At 58.6% G+C, this 16,078-nt stretch carries 17 protein-coding genes and 1 tRNA gene; 8 read left to right on the top strand and 10 right to left on the bottom strand.

The features are described from left to right. Nucleotide 1: 1 nt before the first annotated feature. The 5 genes from NE357_RS13180 to NE357_RS13160 all read right to left on the bottom strand — a co-directional run bounded on the left by NE357_RS13180 (nt 2) and on the right by NE357_RS13160 (nt 5,619). Nucleotides 2-1,597: a ShlB/FhaC/HecB family hemolysin secretion/activation protein gene (locus NE357_RS13180; RefSeq protein WP_169430219.1), complete on the bottom strand. Its 1,596-nt coding sequence runs from the start codon at nt 1,595-1,597 to the stop codon at nt 2-4. A gap of 63 nt (nt 1,598-1,660) precedes the next feature. Further along, the gene (locus tag NE357_RS13175) at nt 1,661-2,272 is read right to left on the bottom strand and encodes a transposase (protein ID WP_169430218.1); all 612 of its coding nucleotides are present in this window, start codon (nt 2,270-2,272) and stop codon (nt 1,661-1,663) included. Nucleotides 2,273-2,568: 296 nt separating this feature from the next. Beyond that, the gene (locus NE357_RS13170) at nt 2,569-3,777 is read right to left on the bottom strand and encodes a DSD1 family PLP-dependent enzyme (protein WP_169432636.1); all 1,209 of its coding nucleotides are present in this window, start codon (nt 3,775-3,777) and stop codon (nt 2,569-2,571) included. Nucleotides 3,778-3,851: 74 nt separating this feature from the next. Then, nucleotides 3,852-5,180 (bottom strand): D-arabinono-1,4-lactone oxidase, encoded by a 1,329-nt coding sequence (locus tag NE357_RS13165; RefSeq protein WP_169432635.1) that lies wholly within the window; start codon nt 5,178-5,180, stop codon nt 3,852-3,854. 76 nt (nt 5,181-5,256) lie between these two features. Further along, a complete protein-coding gene (locus NE357_RS13160) occupies nt 5,257-5,619 on the bottom strand; it encodes a c-type cytochrome (protein WP_169430217.1) in 363 nt (120 codons plus the stop codon). Nucleotides 5,620-5,849: 230 nt separating this feature from the next. Here NE357_RS13160 and NE357_RS13155 point away from each other — a divergent pair, with 230 nt between their 5' ends. Beyond that, complete coding sequence (locus NE357_RS13155) at nt 5,850-7,475, top strand: NADP-dependent glyceraldehyde-3-phosphate dehydrogenase (RefSeq protein WP_169430216.1); 1,626 nt, start codon at nt 5,850-5,852, stop codon at nt 7,473-7,475. A gap of 46 nt (nt 7,476-7,521) precedes the next feature. After that, nucleotides 7,522-8,562 (top strand): FUSC family protein, encoded by a 1,041-nt coding sequence (locus tag NE357_RS13150; protein ID WP_169432634.1) that lies wholly within the window; start codon nt 7,522-7,524, stop codon nt 8,560-8,562. A gap of 3 nt (nt 8,563-8,565) precedes the next feature. Here the strand turns inward: NE357_RS13150 and NE357_RS13145 are convergent, their stop codons facing one another. Continuing rightward, nucleotides 8,566-9,459, bottom strand: coding sequence for a DMT family transporter (locus NE357_RS13145; RefSeq protein ID WP_169430215.1), 894 nt, complete (start codon nt 9,457-9,459; stop codon nt 8,566-8,568). Between the two features lie 141 nt (nt 9,460-9,600). On the opposite strand from NE357_RS13145, the gene NE357_RS13140 reads away from it, so the two are divergent. Both NE357_RS13140 and NE357_RS13135 read left to right on the top strand, forming a co-directional pair. Beyond that, nucleotides 9,601-10,038: an Lrp/AsnC family transcriptional regulator gene (locus tag NE357_RS13140; RefSeq protein ID WP_064381847.1), complete on the top strand. Its 438-nt coding sequence runs from the start codon at nt 9,601-9,603 to the stop codon at nt 10,036-10,038. A gap of 57 nt (nt 10,039-10,095) precedes the next feature. After that, entirely contained in the window at nt 10,096-10,422 is a 327-nt protein-coding gene (locus NE357_RS13135) for a YceK/YidQ family lipoprotein (protein WP_169430214.1), read from the top strand. 73 nt (nt 10,423-10,495) lie between these two features. Here NE357_RS13135 and NE357_RS13130 read toward each other — a convergent pair whose 3' ends face one another. Further along, a complete protein-coding gene (locus NE357_RS13130; protein ID WP_027613775.1) occupies nt 10,496-11,167 on the bottom strand; it encodes a Bax inhibitor-1/YccA family protein in 672 nt (223 codons plus the stop codon). A gap of 122 nt (nt 11,168-11,289) precedes the next feature. Here NE357_RS13130 and NE357_RS13125 point away from each other — a divergent pair. From NE357_RS13125 to NE357_RS13110, 4 genes are all read left to right on the top strand, one after another. After that, nucleotides 11,290-11,377: transfer RNA gene (locus NE357_RS13125), tRNA-Ser, on the top strand. A 200-nt stretch (nt 11,378-11,577) separates the two neighbouring features. Further along, nucleotides 11,578-11,787, top strand: a complete 210-nt coding sequence (locus tag NE357_RS13120; protein ID WP_169430213.1) for a hypothetical protein — start codon at nt 11,578-11,580, stop codon at nt 11,785-11,787. A gap of 83 nt (nt 11,788-11,870) precedes the next feature. Further along, nucleotides 11,871-12,566, top strand: coding sequence for a hypothetical protein (locus tag NE357_RS13115; RefSeq protein WP_249314422.1), 696 nt, complete (start codon nt 11,871-11,873; stop codon nt 12,564-12,566). A gap of 458 nt (nt 12,567-13,024) precedes the next feature. Continuing rightward, nucleotides 13,025-13,843 (top strand): toll/interleukin-1 receptor domain-containing protein, encoded by an 819-nt coding sequence (locus tag NE357_RS13110; protein WP_169430212.1) that lies wholly within the window; start codon nt 13,025-13,027, stop codon nt 13,841-13,843. Nucleotides 13,844-13,910: 67 nt separating this feature from the next. Here the strand turns inward: NE357_RS13110 and NE357_RS13105 are convergent, their stop codons facing one another. From NE357_RS13105 to NE357_RS13095, 3 genes are read right to left on the bottom strand one after another with little or no spacing between them, the layout of a single operon-like run. Next, the gene (locus tag NE357_RS13105; protein ID WP_169432633.1) at nt 13,911-14,411 is read right to left on the bottom strand and encodes a lysis system i-spanin subunit Rz; all 501 of its coding nucleotides are present in this window, start codon (nt 14,409-14,411) and stop codon (nt 13,911-13,913) included. Next, nucleotides 14,411-14,944, bottom strand: a complete 534-nt coding sequence (locus NE357_RS13100) for a glycoside hydrolase family 19 protein (RefSeq protein WP_169430211.1) — start codon at nt 14,942-14,944, stop codon at nt 14,411-14,413. The genes NE357_RS13105 and NE357_RS13100 overlap by 1 nt, the downstream gene beginning before the upstream one ends. 49 nt (nt 14,945-14,993) lie before the next feature. Continuing rightward, complete coding sequence (locus NE357_RS13095; protein WP_123377009.1) at nt 14,994-16,043, bottom strand: phage late control D family protein; 1,050 nt, start codon at nt 16,041-16,043, stop codon at nt 14,994-14,996. Between the last annotated feature and the right edge of the window lie 35 nt (nt 16,044-16,078).

Here is a 16,078-nt window from a genome sequence, read left to right as displayed (position 1 = left end):
GTTAGAAAGTGGCCTGAAGGTTGAAGTGCAGGCGCGATTCCTGTTTCGAGGTGTTCGGCCCTTCGAGTAACGGGTAGCCCCAGTCGAGGCTGCCGGACAGCCATTTGCTCAGGCTGGCGCGGGTGCCGAGGCCGACACTGGCCAGGGCGTAACTGGCGTCCTGGTCCGGCAGTTCGTCGCGCAGGTACAGTTGCGCGCCTTCGGCAAAGGCGTAGAAACGCCAGTCCTGCATCCAGGTGCCGGTGTACTTGGCCAGCGACGGTGTACGGACTTCCTGACTGAACAACACACCGTCATCACCGGTGCGCTCGGCGGCCAGATAACCGCGTACCGAAGTCGCGCCGCCGGCAGAGAATTGTTCGTTGGAGACCAGCGGCCCCGACGCCAGCTGGAACGCGGCTTTGCTCGCGCTCTGCCAGTCGCTGTCGAAGGTCCAGGTGAAACTGGTGTCGCCCTTGAGCACGGCGAAACTCGGTTTGGCGCGGTAGCGCTTGTAGTCGAACTCTTCGTCGGAGCTGCCGTAACCGAAGAGGCTGCGGGTGGCCGCGACCAGGCTCAGCCCCAGGCCTAACTGGCTTTTTTCGCTGTAGCGAAAGCCGTTGTAAGCGAAGGTGAACGGCGCGTACTTGAGCGGCACCTGGTCGCTCTCGCCGGACAGGGTCAGACGTTCGTCGAAGTCCTTGAAGTCGATGCCGGCCGACAGCGAGTTCGACCAGTTGCCGCTGGACGGGATCGTGTAGATCGCCGCTACGCCATAGGAATGGCCCTTGCCGAGCACGTTGCTGCCGCCGATGGTGGCGACGTTGCTGTCGGACTGATAACCGGAGAACTGCACGCTCCAGCGGTCGGTCAGCGGCGCGCTGTAGGAGCCGGACCAGACCTTGGCGTTGTCGGTGTCCTGCGGCGCGGTGAAGTAAGTCAGGTTGATGCTGTGGCCGAGTTGCCAGAGGTTGTTGTAACCGAGGCTGGTGACGGCACGAAGCTTTTCGGTGTCGGCGCTGTAGTCGTTGTTCAGCCCCACGCTGGCGGTCCATGGGTTCTGGTCTTCGACCTGCAAGTCCACGTCCATGGTGCCGGGGCGCTGACCTTCGCGAACCAGCGGCATCACCTGCCGGCCCGGGGTCTTGTTGAGCTGCGCCAGTTCACCCTGAACCTTGGCGAAGTCCGGCACCTCGCCTTCCTTCAGCGCCGGAACGTTGTCGCGGATGTCCAGCGGCGAATAGTGTTTGGCGCCGACCACCCGCACCCGGCCGACCTTGGTTTCGCTGACTTGCAGGTAGACGATGCCATCAGCCACCGCCTGCTCCGGCAATTCGACGAACACCGATTGGTAGCCGCGTTCCTGATAGGCCTTCTGCAACGCATCGCGGGCGCCTTCAATGTCGCTCAAGGCTTTTTGCGGGCCGAGGAACGGGTACACCGCTTCCTCGATCGCCCGCGCATCGAGCACGGTATTGCCACGCACAAAGTATTCGTTGACGTCCACCAGACGCTGCGCCGCTGCGTTTTCGGCCTCATCGGCGAACACCGGCTGCACGCCGGCCGTCACCAGCAGCCAGCCCCACAGCGCCAGCCGTGACGTGAAAATCTGCTCCACACTACCCCCTGAAATTCGCGATGAACCTGTTGGCGTCTCTGTTGCGTCAATTGCTGGTCGCTGTTAATTGCTGACTTGCGGGGCGCAGGCGTGCTTGCCCAGCCAGGTGTGCAGCAGCGCGAAGTTCAACGAGAACTCGGGCATTTGCAGCAGCGCGCCGCAGAACACTTCGCCGATGATTTTCTGGATGAGCTGCACCGCACGCGGCTCGTTGAGCAGCGTGGCGATGTCGCGACTGAGGACGTTGAAGCTCCAGACTTTCTGGTTTAGGCCCAGGCCAACGAACCAGCGGAACAGCAGGTTGTAATTGAGTTGTTCGTAGAGCTGCTGCTCGCTGGGCACCGAATACAGCAGTTGCAGGAGCAGAATATGCATCACCGTTTGCGCCGGGATCAGCATGCCGGGTTGGGCATTGAGGTCGTGCAGGAGGTCGCCGTGAGCGTCGAACAGGTCATCGATCTGCGGGCGCAACAGCACCAGCGAATGACCCGACGGAATGTAGCTGGAGACCTCTTTCAAGGCACCCTGCCAGTCATCCTGCGACACGATCCAGACCCACGGCGCGCCGTAGCGATACACCGAAACCGGCTTCTTGCGCGCGGCTTCGACGATCTTCGACAGGCGTTGATCGAGTTCCTGCATGCCCACTTTCGAGTAGCGTTCCATAGTCCCCATTGCCTCACTCCCGGCGTCCCGCCTCGGCTTGTGAAAAGCGCCCAAAGGGCCCCTCAAGCGCGTTACATAGGCATGACCGGACTGGCGATGTGCTACCGAACTTTTGTCATAAAAGCTTCATTACAGAAATTGATCGGGGAATTGCAGACACCACAAAACCTTGTGGGAGCGGGCTTGCTCCGGGCGGCGCTCCGACGAAAGCGGTGTGTCTGTCACTTAGAGAGTGGCTGACGGGACGCCTTCGCGAGCAAGCCCGCTCCCACAGGGTTATGGGTTTTTTTCAGAAAAACATTCCGTCAGGTGTAGACGGGCCAAATGTCGACGATCTTGCCACCACGCACCGCCAGCAAGTCACCGAATTGCAGGAGGACGGCCTCGGTCTGGGTCGGGCGCAGGAACACCTGATCCTCCACGGTCAAGCCAACGGCATTCGAACCATTGACCATCTCCTGATTCGAGCTACGGCCGTAAACACCATTGCTCTGCAATCCCGGCGGCGATTCGAACTCGGCCATCCAGTTGCCGCCGTAGATGAAGAAGGTCTGGCGCTGGTTGGTGTCCCACCACGAGAACAGCTTGGACTTGTTGTCCAGCGCCGGGATGTTCACCGCTCCCGTGCTTTTCAATACTGGCGTCGCGATGTAAGTGGCTGGTACGTGTTCAACCAGTGACGGCAGATCGTAATGAGTCGGCTTGAGCATCGCCGTCCCCACCGACACTTCGCTGCTCAGGCTCTCGTTTTCATGCATGCGGTAACTCGGACTCCCCGCAGTGTTCAGGCACAGGCCGTCATGCCACAACGCCGGGTACTGTTGCCGGGTGAAGTCGACACAACGCTGATAAATCACCATCACTTTGGCGAACAGTTCTTCGGGCGAACCAAGAATCCCCGGCACGCCCATGCCCACGAACGGGTCGTAGCCCATGAACCCGGCAAACTCCAGGTGCTGCGGGTTGGCGGCGATCAGCGCGAGCATCTGCCCGAGCACGTTAAGGTCACTGACGCCGCCCCGGTGCAGGCCGACGTCCAGCTCGATATTGATCCGCATCCGCGTGCCCAATCCCTGAGCCAGTGCAAAGTATTGCTGCAGACGTTCGGGGCCGTCGAGCAGCCATTGCAGTTGTTTCGCGGGATCGAACGGACCTTTGTGGGTTTGATAGAACAGCTCTGCCGAGCGCACCGGCAGTGGCTTGCCGAGCAGGATGTCCGACTGCGGGAAGGTGACCGCATCGTGGTTGAGAAATGGCTGATGAAACGACATCAGTCGCTGCGTCCCGGCGCGCTGGCCGATGTAGCTGAGCAGGCCCGGTGACGGCAGAGATTTTTCCACCAGCCGCAGTTGCTTGCCGCCACGTTTGACCGAGCGCATGACCACATCAATGTTGTGATCGAGGCGATCCAGGTCGATCAGCAACACCGGCCGCATCGGGCCTTTGGTCTTGAGTTCATTGTTCAGCGCCCGGAAATATTCGCTGTAAGGCCCGCCGCGATCCCCCGGTCGCAGCCATGCGCCAACCCCCACCAGCAAAGCGCCAACACCCAAAGTCCCGAGCACGAAATTACGTCGATTGACCGCCATCAGCTCACCCCCAGAATCGACGACAGATGCCCGTTGAGAAACTTGCCGCTGGGGTCTAGCGCCTGGCGTACCTGAATGAATTCCTGCCAGCGCGGATAGAGCGTTTGCAACGTGCGGGCATTGAGCGTGTGCAACTTGCCCCAGTGCGGGCGGCCGTTGTACTTCCAGAAGATCGGCTCGACGGCGGCGAAGAAGTTGTGATGGTCCATCTGGTAATGCTGGTGGACCGAGATCGAACAGCTGTCGCGGCCCTCGAACATGCTCAGCGGAATATCGTCGGCCTTGACGTAGCGGTACTCGATGGGAAACCAGGTGCGCAGGTCCTTGTCGCGGATCAGTTTGAGAATCTCGCGCAGACACGCCGGGCCGTGTTCGGCGGGCACCGAATATTCCATTTCGTTGAAGCGCACGGTGCGCACGTTGGCGTAGATGTCGAACGAGTCGCCGATCCGATCCTCGAAACTCGCCAGATGCCGCAGGTTGTTGAGCAGCGAACTGCGCAGGCTCGGGAAGTCGCTGCCGTATTTGTCGATCTTCTCGATCAGCGTCACGAACTCGTTGCCGCCCTCCTCTTCGGGCGGGATCGGCGGTGTGGCTGGATCGGTGGTTTCGTTGAGGGCGATGGACAGGGCGTAGTCGGAATGGGTGACAACGAGCATTTCCCAGTGTTGGTTTTCGCTTGTGTTCTTGTCCAGGTCTTCCAGCAGCTCTTCGGTTTTGGCGATCCACTGGGTTTCTCGCAGGCGATAGGCCGGGCGGTTTTGCAGGCGAATTCTCGTCGCCACGCCCAGCGCGCCGAGGGATACCCGGGCGGCGTTGAACACTTCGGGATGGCGTTGGCTGTCGCAGTCCAACACCTCGCCGCTGGCGGTCACCAGTTGCATCCCGCAGACGTGAGCCGAGTAGGACTGGAAGGTTTTGCCGGTGCCGTGGGTTGAGGTGGAAATGGCCCCGGCGAGGGTTTGATAGTCGATGTCGGCCATGTTTTGCAGAGCCTGGCCGACGTCCTTGAGCGGCCTGCCCATGCGCGACATCGGCGTGCCGGCGGCGAATTCGGCTTGCAGGGTTTTCGGGTCGTGATCGAGCAGACCGTTGAAGTAGCTCAGCGACAGCAGCGTGCCGTCGGTGGGTACCAGCGCGCTGAAGGAATGCGCCGAGCCGACCGGGCGAATTTTGCCGGGGGCCTGTTGGATGACTGCGGTCAATTCATCCAGATTCTTCGGTGCCACCCGCGCCGCCGGCAGGCAACTTTGCCCGCCCGACCAGTTGCGCCAGGGAATCAGCCGCGGTGCGCGCATCAACTGGCCCAGCGCCGGATTGGAAGCCAGCGCGCTGAACGCCCCGACGATGCTTGCCCGTTGCAACAACTGCCGGCGTGTCAGATCTATCGGCATGCCAGGATCCTTATTGTGGAAGCGGCTGGTCGGCCATGAAGCCGATCAACTGAAGGAATTGTTCTTCCGAACACTCGACGCACTGGCCCATCGGCGGCATGCCGTTGTAGCCATTGATGGCGTGGTCGAGCAGCGTATCGGTGCCCTGCCGGATGCGCGGTTCCCAGGCCTTGCGGTCACCGGTCAGCGGCGCATTCGCGGCGGGGTTGGCGTGGCAGAGCTGGCAGCTGTTGGCGTAGATCTGCGCCAGCGCCGGGTCGGATGGCATGGCGCTACGGGCGGTGCCGGATGAGGTCGGGGGTTTGGCATCTTCGCCGCAACCGGCCAGTGCAACGGCCAGCATCAGCAGCCAGGTGAATCGGAATGCCCGCATAAAGATCCTCGCGTGAGGTGCTGCGTATTGTTGTGATCACACCATAAGGCAGCGACGGCCGCGGGTTGAGGGCATTGCGGGACAGTGAGGGGGGCATCCGGGGCCAGTCAGGGCTCATGCCCGCGTGACATTCCCGTGACATTTGCGGGTTTAAATTTCAGTGAATTCAGGCGTATAACCTGTAAAGCCTTTTCCAATCGGCCCGCCGACATCTTCTACGGGGTAGCGACATGACCACAGCAAACATCCTTGGCAATCTGTTCCCTTCTGTCAGCGACATCCCGGAAAAATACCGCCTCGACGGTCAGATCGAGCAACGCGAATATCTGGTCGACGGCGAGTTGCGCCGCTGGGACGGCCCGCTCGCCACCGTGCGCAGTCCGGTCTATCTGCACGGCGACAACGGCGACGAACAAGTGATCCTCGGCAGTACGCCGCTGCTGGACGCCGACACCGCCCTCACCGCCCTCGACGCCGCCGTGCGTGCCTACGACCGTGGCCAGGGCCTCTGGCCGACCCTGCGCGTGGCCGAGCGCATCCAGCACGTCGAAGCCTTCCTCGGGCGCATGCGCCAACAGCGCGACGCCGTGGTGAAACTGCTGATGTGGGAAATCGGCAAGAACCTCAAGGACTCGGAGAAAGAGTTCGACCGCACCTGCGACTACATCGTCGATACCATCAACGCACTGAAAGAACTCGACCGCCGCTCCAGCCGCTTCGAGCTGGAACAGGACACCCTCGGCCAGATCCGCCGCGTACCGCTCGGCGTGGCGCTGTGCATGGGGCCTTACAACTATCCGCTGAACGAAACCTTCACCACGCTGATTCCAGCGCTGATCATGGGCAACACCGTGGTGTTCAAACCGGCCAAGCTCGGCGTGCTGCTGATCCGTCCACTGCTCGAAGCCTTCCGCGACAGCTTCCCCACCGGCGTGATCAACGTGATCTACGGCAGCGGCCGCGAGACCGTCAGCGCGCTGATGGCCAGCGGCAAGATCGACATCTTCGCCTTCATCGGCACCAACAAGGCCGCCAGCGACCTGAAAAAACTGCACCCGAAACCGCACCGCCTGCGTGCAGCATTGGGGCTGGATGCGAAGAACCCCGGCATCGTCCTGCCCGAGGTGGATCTGGATAACGCGGTCAGCGAAGCGGTCACCGGTTCGCTGTCGTTCAACGGCCAGCGCTGCACTGCGTTGAAGATCCTTTTTGTGCATGAAGACGTGGTCGAAAGCTTCATCGAGAAATTCAACGCGAAACTGGCCAGCCTCAAACCGGGCATGCCGTGGGACAGCGGGGTTTCGCTGACGCCGCTGCCGGAATCGGGCAAGGTCGATTATCTGCACAGTCTGGTGGCTGACGCGCACAGCAAAGGCGCCCAGGTGGTCAACCCGAATGGCGGTGAAGCACGGGCCTCGTTCTTCTACCCGGCAGTGCTGTACCCGGTGACGCCGCAGATGCGTGTCTATCAGGAAGAACAATTTGGCCCGGTGGTGCCAATCGTGCCGTACCGTCATCTCGATACCGTGATCGACTATGTTCTGGAATCGGACTTCGGCCAGCAACTGAGCATCTTCGGCACCAATCCGGTGGCCGTCGGCCGACTGGTCGACACCTTCGCCAACCAGGTCGGGCGGATCAACCTGAATGCCCAGTGCCAGCGGGGCCCGGACACCTACCCGTTCAACGGGCGCAAGAACTCCGCCGAAGGCACGCTGTCGGTACACGATGCGCTGCGGGTGTTTTCGATCCGCACCCTGGTGGCGACCAAGTTCCAGGAGCCCAACAAGGACCTGATCAGCGAGATTATTCGCGGGCGGGATTCGAACTTCATCGCCACCGATTACATCTTCTGAGGAGGAATAAACGCTGAGCACTTTCAGCCCCCACCGCTGGCCGCCGCTGTTGCGGCGGATCCTGCGGCCGCTGCTGGACCCCTACCGTCGCTACCGACACGCACGGTTGATTCACGCGGTGCGGGTGGCGCTGGGGTTGCTGGCGACCATCCTGCTGACCACCGGCATCAACCTGCCCCACGGCGAATGGGCGTCGGTGACCATGCTCGTGGTCATCGGCGGCTTGCAGCACCACGGCAACATCGGCAAGAAAGCCGCCGAACGCGCCACCGGCACCTTGATCGGCGCCGGCGTCGGTCTGTTGCTGGTGGCGCAACAGGCGTGGCTGGGCATGCCGTGGCTGACCTATTTTGCAATGGCGGTGGTGTGCGGATTCTTCTCGTATCACGCCATCGGCAAGGGCGGCTACACCGCCCTGCTCTCGGCCATCACCGTTTTCATTGTCGCCGGGCATGGCGACAATCCAATCACCGACGGGCTGTGGCGCGGGGTCGATATCCTGATCGGTATCGCCCTGGCCCTGGCCTTTTCCTTCGCCCTGCCGCTGTACGCGGTGTATTCGTGGCGCTACAACCTGGCCGATGCCTTGCGCGATTGCGCCACGGTGTACGGGCGGATCATCAGCGGTGAACCGGTTTCGGCCGATGAACATCTGAAACTGATGGGCCGGTTGAACACCGTGATGGTGCAACTGCGCTCGTTGATGCCGTCAGTGTCCAAGGAAGTGAAGGTTTCGATGACCGAACTGGACGCGATCCAGCGCAACCTGCGCATGTGCATCAGCACGCTTGAAATCCTCGGCAATACCCGGCCGGACACCAGCGATCCTGAAGCGATGGCCCACCTGCAATCGGCCTTGAAGGCCGAGCACCGGCAGATCCGTGTGCAACTGATCGGCATGGCCCGGGCCTTGAAAACCGGTGCGACCCAGCGCCTTGGGCGCCCGCTGGAGTTGCCGGACGCCAGCCTCGACGCGCCGGTCTACAGCCCGCTCGACGGTTACCGTCTGCTGACCCGGCAACTGGCGTCCAACATCGGCGAGATGCGCCAGCGCCTGGCGAAAACCGCACCGCGCTGGAACATCTGAGCGTTACTGCGCCGCCAGACGCCGCGACTTGAAGCCCCAGCCCTGTTGCATCCCGGCGGCGGCCAGCAGGATCGCCGCCACGCCGATCCATTGCAGGGTCTGCAGTTGATGGCCGAAGGCGAACCAGTCGACGAAAATCGCCGCAATCGGATAGATGAACGACAGTGCGCCGGTCAGTGCCGTCGGCAGTTTCTGGATCGCGCCGTAGAGCAATACATACATCAGACCGGTGTGAACGATGCCCAACGTCACCAGGCTGGCCCAGGCAATGGGCGCCTGCGGCAGCGCTGAAAAATGTGCGAACGGCGCGAGCAGCAGCACGCCGGTGCAGACCTGGATCAACGCAATCAAGTGCGGGGGAGTGCCGGTCAGGTGCTTGATGATCAACGCGGCAATGGCGTACAGAAACGCCGCCCCCAGCGCCAGCGCGATCCCCATCAGGTAATCATTCCCGCCCTCGCCTTGCCCGCCATGGGCACTGACGATGGCCAGCATTCCCATAAATGAAATCCCCAGCCAGAACAGCTTTTGCAGGGTGATTTTCTCGCCGAGAAACAGGGTGGCCAGTCCCACCAGCATGAACGGCTGCACGTTGTACACCGCCGTGCCAATGGCGATCGAAGCCCGGGAATACGAGGCGAACAACAGCACCCAGTTGCCAACAATCGCCATGCCGCTGAGCACCGCCAACAGAAACGTGGTGCGGGTCAGAATGCCCGGGCGCAAGAAACCGAAAGCGGCGCAAATCAGCAGCAAAGTGCCGGAACCGAATACACAGCGCCAGAACACCACATCGAGTACCGGTTGACCGGACACCAGCACGAACCAGCCGATCGTCCCGGATATCAGCATGGCAGCGGTCATTTCGAATGAGCCGCGCCGGATTGTTTTTTCCATCATCAATCTCCTTAATGTGTGGCAAAAGTATGCCAAGCGAGATCGGGGCTTCTCCAGCGCAAAAGGCAGGCTAAACTCGATTTCTGCCTTTTTTATCAAGGGTGGTTTTCGCCATTCACCTAATGCGGGAGTTTTTTTTGCATGACCGACGATATCGACCAGATTCTGATCGGAGCCTTGATGGAAGACTCCCGACGCTCGCTCAAGGCCCTGGCACAAATCAGCGGATTGTCGTCACCGAGCGTGGCCGAGCGCTTGCGCCGGCTGGAGGAGCGCGGCGTGCTCAAGGGCTACACTGTGGAGATCGACCCGAAATGCTTCGGCTACCAGTTGCAGGCCATCGTCCGGGTGCGCCCGTTACCCGGGCAATTGCAGGAGGTGGAACGGCAGATCCTGTCGATTCCCGAGTTCACCGAGTGCGACAAGGTCACCGGCGAGGACTGCTTCATTGCCCGTCTGCATGTGCGGTCGATGGAGCAACTGGACACCCTGCTCGACCGCCTCAATACCCTGGCCGAGACCAATACGGCCATCGTCAAGAAAACACCGGTCAAGCGACGGTTGCCGCCGATGGCCTGAATACTTTTCAAGCATGTACGGTGTAAATTGTGGTTTTTCCGGCTAAGGAACGGCGATATGAAAACGCAGGCAATGATGCTGACAGCACTGATGCTCGCGGGGTGCGGGACGGTGCAGACCGTGGCGTTCAGCGACAGGGTCTCCGTGAATCAACTGAAGAACCAGAAAACCTACTGTGGTGCCGTCCCGCGCATCTACAGCGGCGCGACTTACGATTTTTGCATGCTGCACGCAGAAAAACCGGATGACGTCGATGCGTTCAACTACAAGAACGCTTCTCCCGGCCTGCTGGTCGATGCGGCGGTCTCGGGGGTGCTCGATACCTTGCTGCTGCCCTACACGATCTACAAGCAACACACCGATGGCAGCATGATCATCAATTGATCGTCTGATCACGTTTTTGCAGGCAACAAAAAACCCGCTTTCGCGGGTTTTTCGTTAACGCCGATTCAGTCGATCAGTCGTCGCGGCTCATGATGCCGAAGATCTGCAACAAGCTGATGAACAGGTTGTAGATCGATACATACAGGCTGATGGTCGCCATGATGTAGTTGCGTTCGCCGCCGTGGATGATGGCGCTGGTCTGGAACAGAATGCACACCGACGAGAACAGCACGAAACCTGCGCTGATCGCCAGTTGCAGGCCGCTGATCTGGAAGAACATGCTCGCCAGCGTCGCACCCAGCAACACGAAGAAACCGGCGGTGATGAAGCCACCGAGGAAGCTCATGTCCTTGCGGGTGATCAGCACGTAGGCCGACAGACCACCGAATACCAGTGCCGTCATCGCGAAGGCGGAGCTGACCACTTCAGCACCGCCCTGCATGCCCAGGTAACGGTTGAGGATCGGGCCGAGCAGGAACCCCATGAAACCGGTCAGGGCAAACGCCGACACCAGGCCCCAGGCCGAATCACGAAGCTTGTTGGTGAGGAAGAACAGACCGTAAAAGCCGATCAGCACCACGAAAATGTTCGGGTAACCGACGCGCATCTGCTGGGCCACGAAAGCCATCACACCGCTGAATGCGAGGGTGAGTGCCAGTAGGCCATAAGTGTTGCGCAGGACGCGGCTAACCTCTAGCTGCTCAGCCTGCACGCTGTTGTGAACTGCGTAATCCTGTTCGCGCATGGCGACACTCCTGTTGGTTTGAAACGTTCAGTCGCAAAGATCATAACAGACGCTCTGTAACAAGCCATGCACAGAGTTTGACAGTGTGTTTCATTCAGGTATTATGGCGCCCGCAACGCAACGGAGGTGTGGCCGAGTGGTTTAAGGCAACGGTCTTGAAAACCGTCGACTGTAACAGGTCCATGAGTTCGAATCCCATCGCCTCCGCCATCTTATGTATGACAAAGCCCTGATTATTCAGGGCTTTGTCGTTTCTGGGGGCTCAGATTTTTGGGGCTTTTTTCGAAGCGTTACAAAACTTTTTGCAACGCGTTACAAAACTTTCCCCTCTCCGGCATCCTGCCGATCGTTAAAACACTCTTCATGTAACACGATGCTACGCTGGTTCTTTGGCTATCAAGGAAACCAAAATGCCCAACTCAGACCTACTCCCTTCCCTACTCTTCAAGATCAACGAAAACCAACTCGCCCCCGAAGCCGCCATCATGGAGCTATCGAATTGGGTAGAGCAGCGCGGGTCGGCCGATGTCGCCGATAACGTCCGCGGGGCCCTCTGGGCGATCGACAAGAACGAAGAGTTCATCAAGATGACCTTGGCAGTTCTAATGACGCCCGACTGACAGCTCGTCGCCTCCACCTCGCCCACCTGCTCCATCTTGATTACTGTGCATAAATACAGCACTTGTACAGCGAACCCCGCAGCATGAATTTCGACGAAGCAAAAACCCTACGGCTCCAAAGATGGCGCGCGACCCTCGACGGTCACGACTTCCGTCTACAGAACCCAGAGGGTCATCGGGAAACCCTCCACGAGATGACAGCGACGCTCCTCGGTGAGGGCTTGATCGACCGGCTTGAGCAGTTCGACATGAACGAAATGGCAGACGCCGCTTACTGGCACGCCGTCGAGGAGATGCAGAACTCGCTCGGACACTACCGTGGCGCATCGACCTATGATGTCGTTCAGATCGATAACGGCAATCTGCTGGGCACTATCAGCCGGTCAATCTTCAACTTCAAAAGTGATGAGCCGCGCGGCGCTTCCTCCGCCTACGACGGAAAGGTCTACTCTGACGCCGATGGTGTGAGGCTAACCTTGGGACTTTCCCGAAAGATTGGACGGATTACAGGCTTGGTGCTGGAAATGAATGGGCGCCAGTATCAGTTGGTCGAGACCGAACGAATGATCGCCGGCATCACCTACCACTCTCTCTCTGACGCTGACGCCTATCGAGCGCTTATAGATGCTGCGCAAGTCGCGCAGGAGGAACGAGATCTGCGCGCTTCGAAAAGGTGCGGCCTCACATTGAGTCGGCAGCTTTCCGCATTTGCACTGCCTGCCTTGATCGCTTTGATGCGCGCGATGATTGCCAGGCCTGCGCCGGAAAAGGTTTTGTGACGAAGACAGCGCCATTAGGTCTACGCTGATAGATCGATGCGAGAAACGGGCAATGTGCGGACGACTCTCCCAGTGTAGCGGCATTCACGACATCGTTGCAGCGCTGAGCATGCCGAACGCCCTGATCAACTCGACCGGGGAGCAATCCTTTGAACGGTACAACGCAGCGCCGACTTTCTAGCTCGCTCTTTCAAATAAAGAATGCTAGTTCCTGCACGCCGATACGGTCCGCCAGGGATGGCCCCGCACTGACCAAGGATTGCACAAAGTTTTTTCGATGCCGTAGAAAGGTGGGCAGACCGACACCTTTGGAAGATTAAAATCGTTGAGCACGTAAAAACGGATGAAGTGTTAGGTCTTTTTAGATCATTAAATCTCATGATAGGCTCCGACTTGAAAGACTGTTACGCTCTCAAATTGATGCTACAACCCACAACGCCTAAACATGAGCACATAACATGTCACAGAAGATGATTTTCCTCTCACACATACACGAAGAAAAAGCACTTGCACTTATCATACAGCAAGCGATAGTAGAAGAGTTCAGCGGCTTTGTTGATGTTTTTGTTTCATCAGATGGAACCAGCATTCCAGCTGGTGCAAACTTTCTAAAAAAAATAGAAAATGGATTAACCAACTGCGTAGCAGCAATATATTTAATAAGTAACACATCCGTTAAGCGAAACTGGATAAACTTTGAGCTCGGAGCGATATGGATAAGAAACCTGATTAACATAAACGAAGAAAAAAATGAAATCCCTTTGCTTCCGATATGCCATTCAGGAGCTTCACCAAGCACTCTGCCTTCACCTCTGAATAATCTAAATGCCATATCGGGCAATCAAGCGAGCCAGCTTGAATTCGCATTCAAATCACTACAATCTGCGGTAGGCGGTAGAGGAAAACTAAAAACAGATTTCAACAAACTGGCAGAAAAGCTAATTGATTTTGAGTATACACACAACCTAGGTGCAAATATAGCAACAGCGATTAAGCTTTTACTCCCAGCAAAAGAGCTAAAAGGACTAATTGAAAGTTGCGAACGCTTAGATCCAACGAGGCAAGAGCTCTGCTTGAAATTAGAAAACATTGAAAACTCGATTATCAAGAAAGTACGGGCAATGGCTAATAACGAACTACATTCAATTATAAGAATCGAGTCAATATCGTCAGGTTTTGGGTTTGGGCCGAATGGCTCCGTCAGCATGGAGTCAATTAATATGTATTTGTCACCAAAACTTATTGTCGATGCAAAAAAACTGATACTTGACATTTAATAATCTCCAACTCCGACCACTCGGCGGTTTCGGCACATCGCAAATCAACAGCTTTTGAGTTGAGGCCCTACTGCCGACTCAATGCGTTGATGTAGTCCTGACACGCATGCAGCGCGATCAATCCCCGGTCGCCGGTGTCGGTGATGGCGATAATTCTTTGAGCATGCGCTGGGTCAAGTCGGGCGCGTACTGCTGCATGATCCACGCCGCCGGCGCCGGAGGCGGCTGGCATCCCAAAGCCTTTGGTTGCGTCGAGGAGGACTGACAGGCGGACATCAGCAGTGGCAAGGCGATTGCGCAGGTGATCTTGGTCACGTTGGGCATCAGTCATTTTCCTAAAGTAGGTTTGCTCGCTGGCCGACAGCCGCTGCTCGAGCGCCAGCCGCTTAACTTGCTCAGCCTGCTGCGTGGCGGCGGCGGCCTGAGTCAGTTGATTGAGGGTTTCGGCGTTCAACCGCGCCTGCTCGGCCAGTTGCCGCCCGTACCGCCAGTCCTGAAACTGCCAGGCACTGCCAGCGCCGATCAGTACCAGCGCCAGCACAACAACTGTTTTCCACGGGACGGCGATCACACCAGCACCGCCTGCGCACGCGACCAAATCTCCAGTCGATCCTGTAAACCATTCAGACCGCCATTAATACGGCGAGTGATGGTGTTGAACTGGTCTCGGTCAGCCAGATCGTTCAGCCCATTCTGCTTCCAGAACCACGCTGCTGACATGGCGGCATACTGGGGCAGTTCCAGCAGCTCCGGCTGAGTGATCAGGTTAAGGCCCAACGCCTCGCCACAAGCGGCATAGTTCGCCCGGCCGGTAATCTGGATCAGACCCCGGCCACGATATTTCGAACCATCACCGGGTTGGGTATTGCCCAGATCTGCGCGCCCCTCGTATTTCGCTTGAGCCGGGGTCGGTCCCCAGATCTCACGAACGTAGCGCAGCTGTCCAGATTCATGGCCGAGCTGGGCGATGAACGCGGCAACACGCTTTCTACCGACGATTTGGTAGCGTTGCATTGCTGTATTCAGGACAGGTACAAAAACGCCCGCGACTGGGCGGGCGTTGGGGAGGATCTGCAGCAACTGCTGCTGACTGATAGCCATACAAACTCCAGACATAAAAAAGCCGCACTAAGGCGGCGATGGGATGTGGTTACTGCTTCTCGATGTTCACAACCTTGAGTGGTGGTTTTGGCCCTTTCTTTTTCTTGCCCTTGGATTTACCGGCTTTGCCGGCATTGCATTCGACCGTGGTGGACCAGCCGGACTGGGTGAATACCTGCTCAACCGAATCCGCCAGGTATTCGCCATCAAGCCCGACCTTGAAACCCTGAGCGATGATCGGACGCTCGGCGAAGATGTCCGTCCGGCCGGGCATTTCAAGCCGCACATCGGCGGTCGAGCGGTTGAACGCTGACAAACGGGCCTTGGCCGCCGCTTCAGCAGCGCCCTTGTCTGGGTAGATATGGCGGTCGGTATGCACTGCCGGCAATCCGTCCGGAGCGTCATCGTTGTCGATGGTAACCACCGCGAGCTTGCCGTTCTTTTTGTCCTGATGCTTGGTGGCCACCGCCTTGTGCGAATTGCGATCGCCGAGACTGAATTGCCAGCGGCTAAGGTCACTGCGGGTCAGCGTGATAGCGCCAAATGCTTTGCCGCTGGCCGTCTGGCCACCTTGGCGCGGCATCACCAACAGCTTGCCGTCGGCAACCTTGGCCGTGCAGTCGTATTGCTTGGCTAGACGGGTGATGAAATTAAAATCGGACTCGTTGAGCTGGTCGACCCGGGCGACCTTGGTCGACACCGGACACACCGGCGTCCAGCCATTGCGCGCGGCCACGTCAGCCACGATCTTCGACAACGGCACGCCTTCCCAGCTTCCGCTACGAATGGTCTTGCCACTGCCACGTACGTCGCTGGCCTTGCCCTTGATCACGATCGTGTCCGGCGGGCCTGACACCTCGACCGTGTCGACGGTGTAACTGCCCATACGCGTCAAGGTCGTTTCGGCATAGCCCAGGTAGATCTCGATTGAGCTGCCACGCCGTGGCAATTGCACTTGCCCATCACGGTCGTCGATACGCAACTCAAACTCGTCGGACTCCATGCCCGGCTTGTCAGAGGTGCGCAGCAACAACAGCCGATCATTGATCTTCGCCGTGACGTCGGCCCCATCGGCGACAATTCGAAACATCGGAGTCATGGTTTTTTCCAATAAAAAACCCGCACAAGGCGGGC

The organism is Pseudomonas sp. G7(2022), from assembly GCF_052660475.1.
This window is presented reverse-complemented; position numbering and strand designations above follow the sequence as displayed.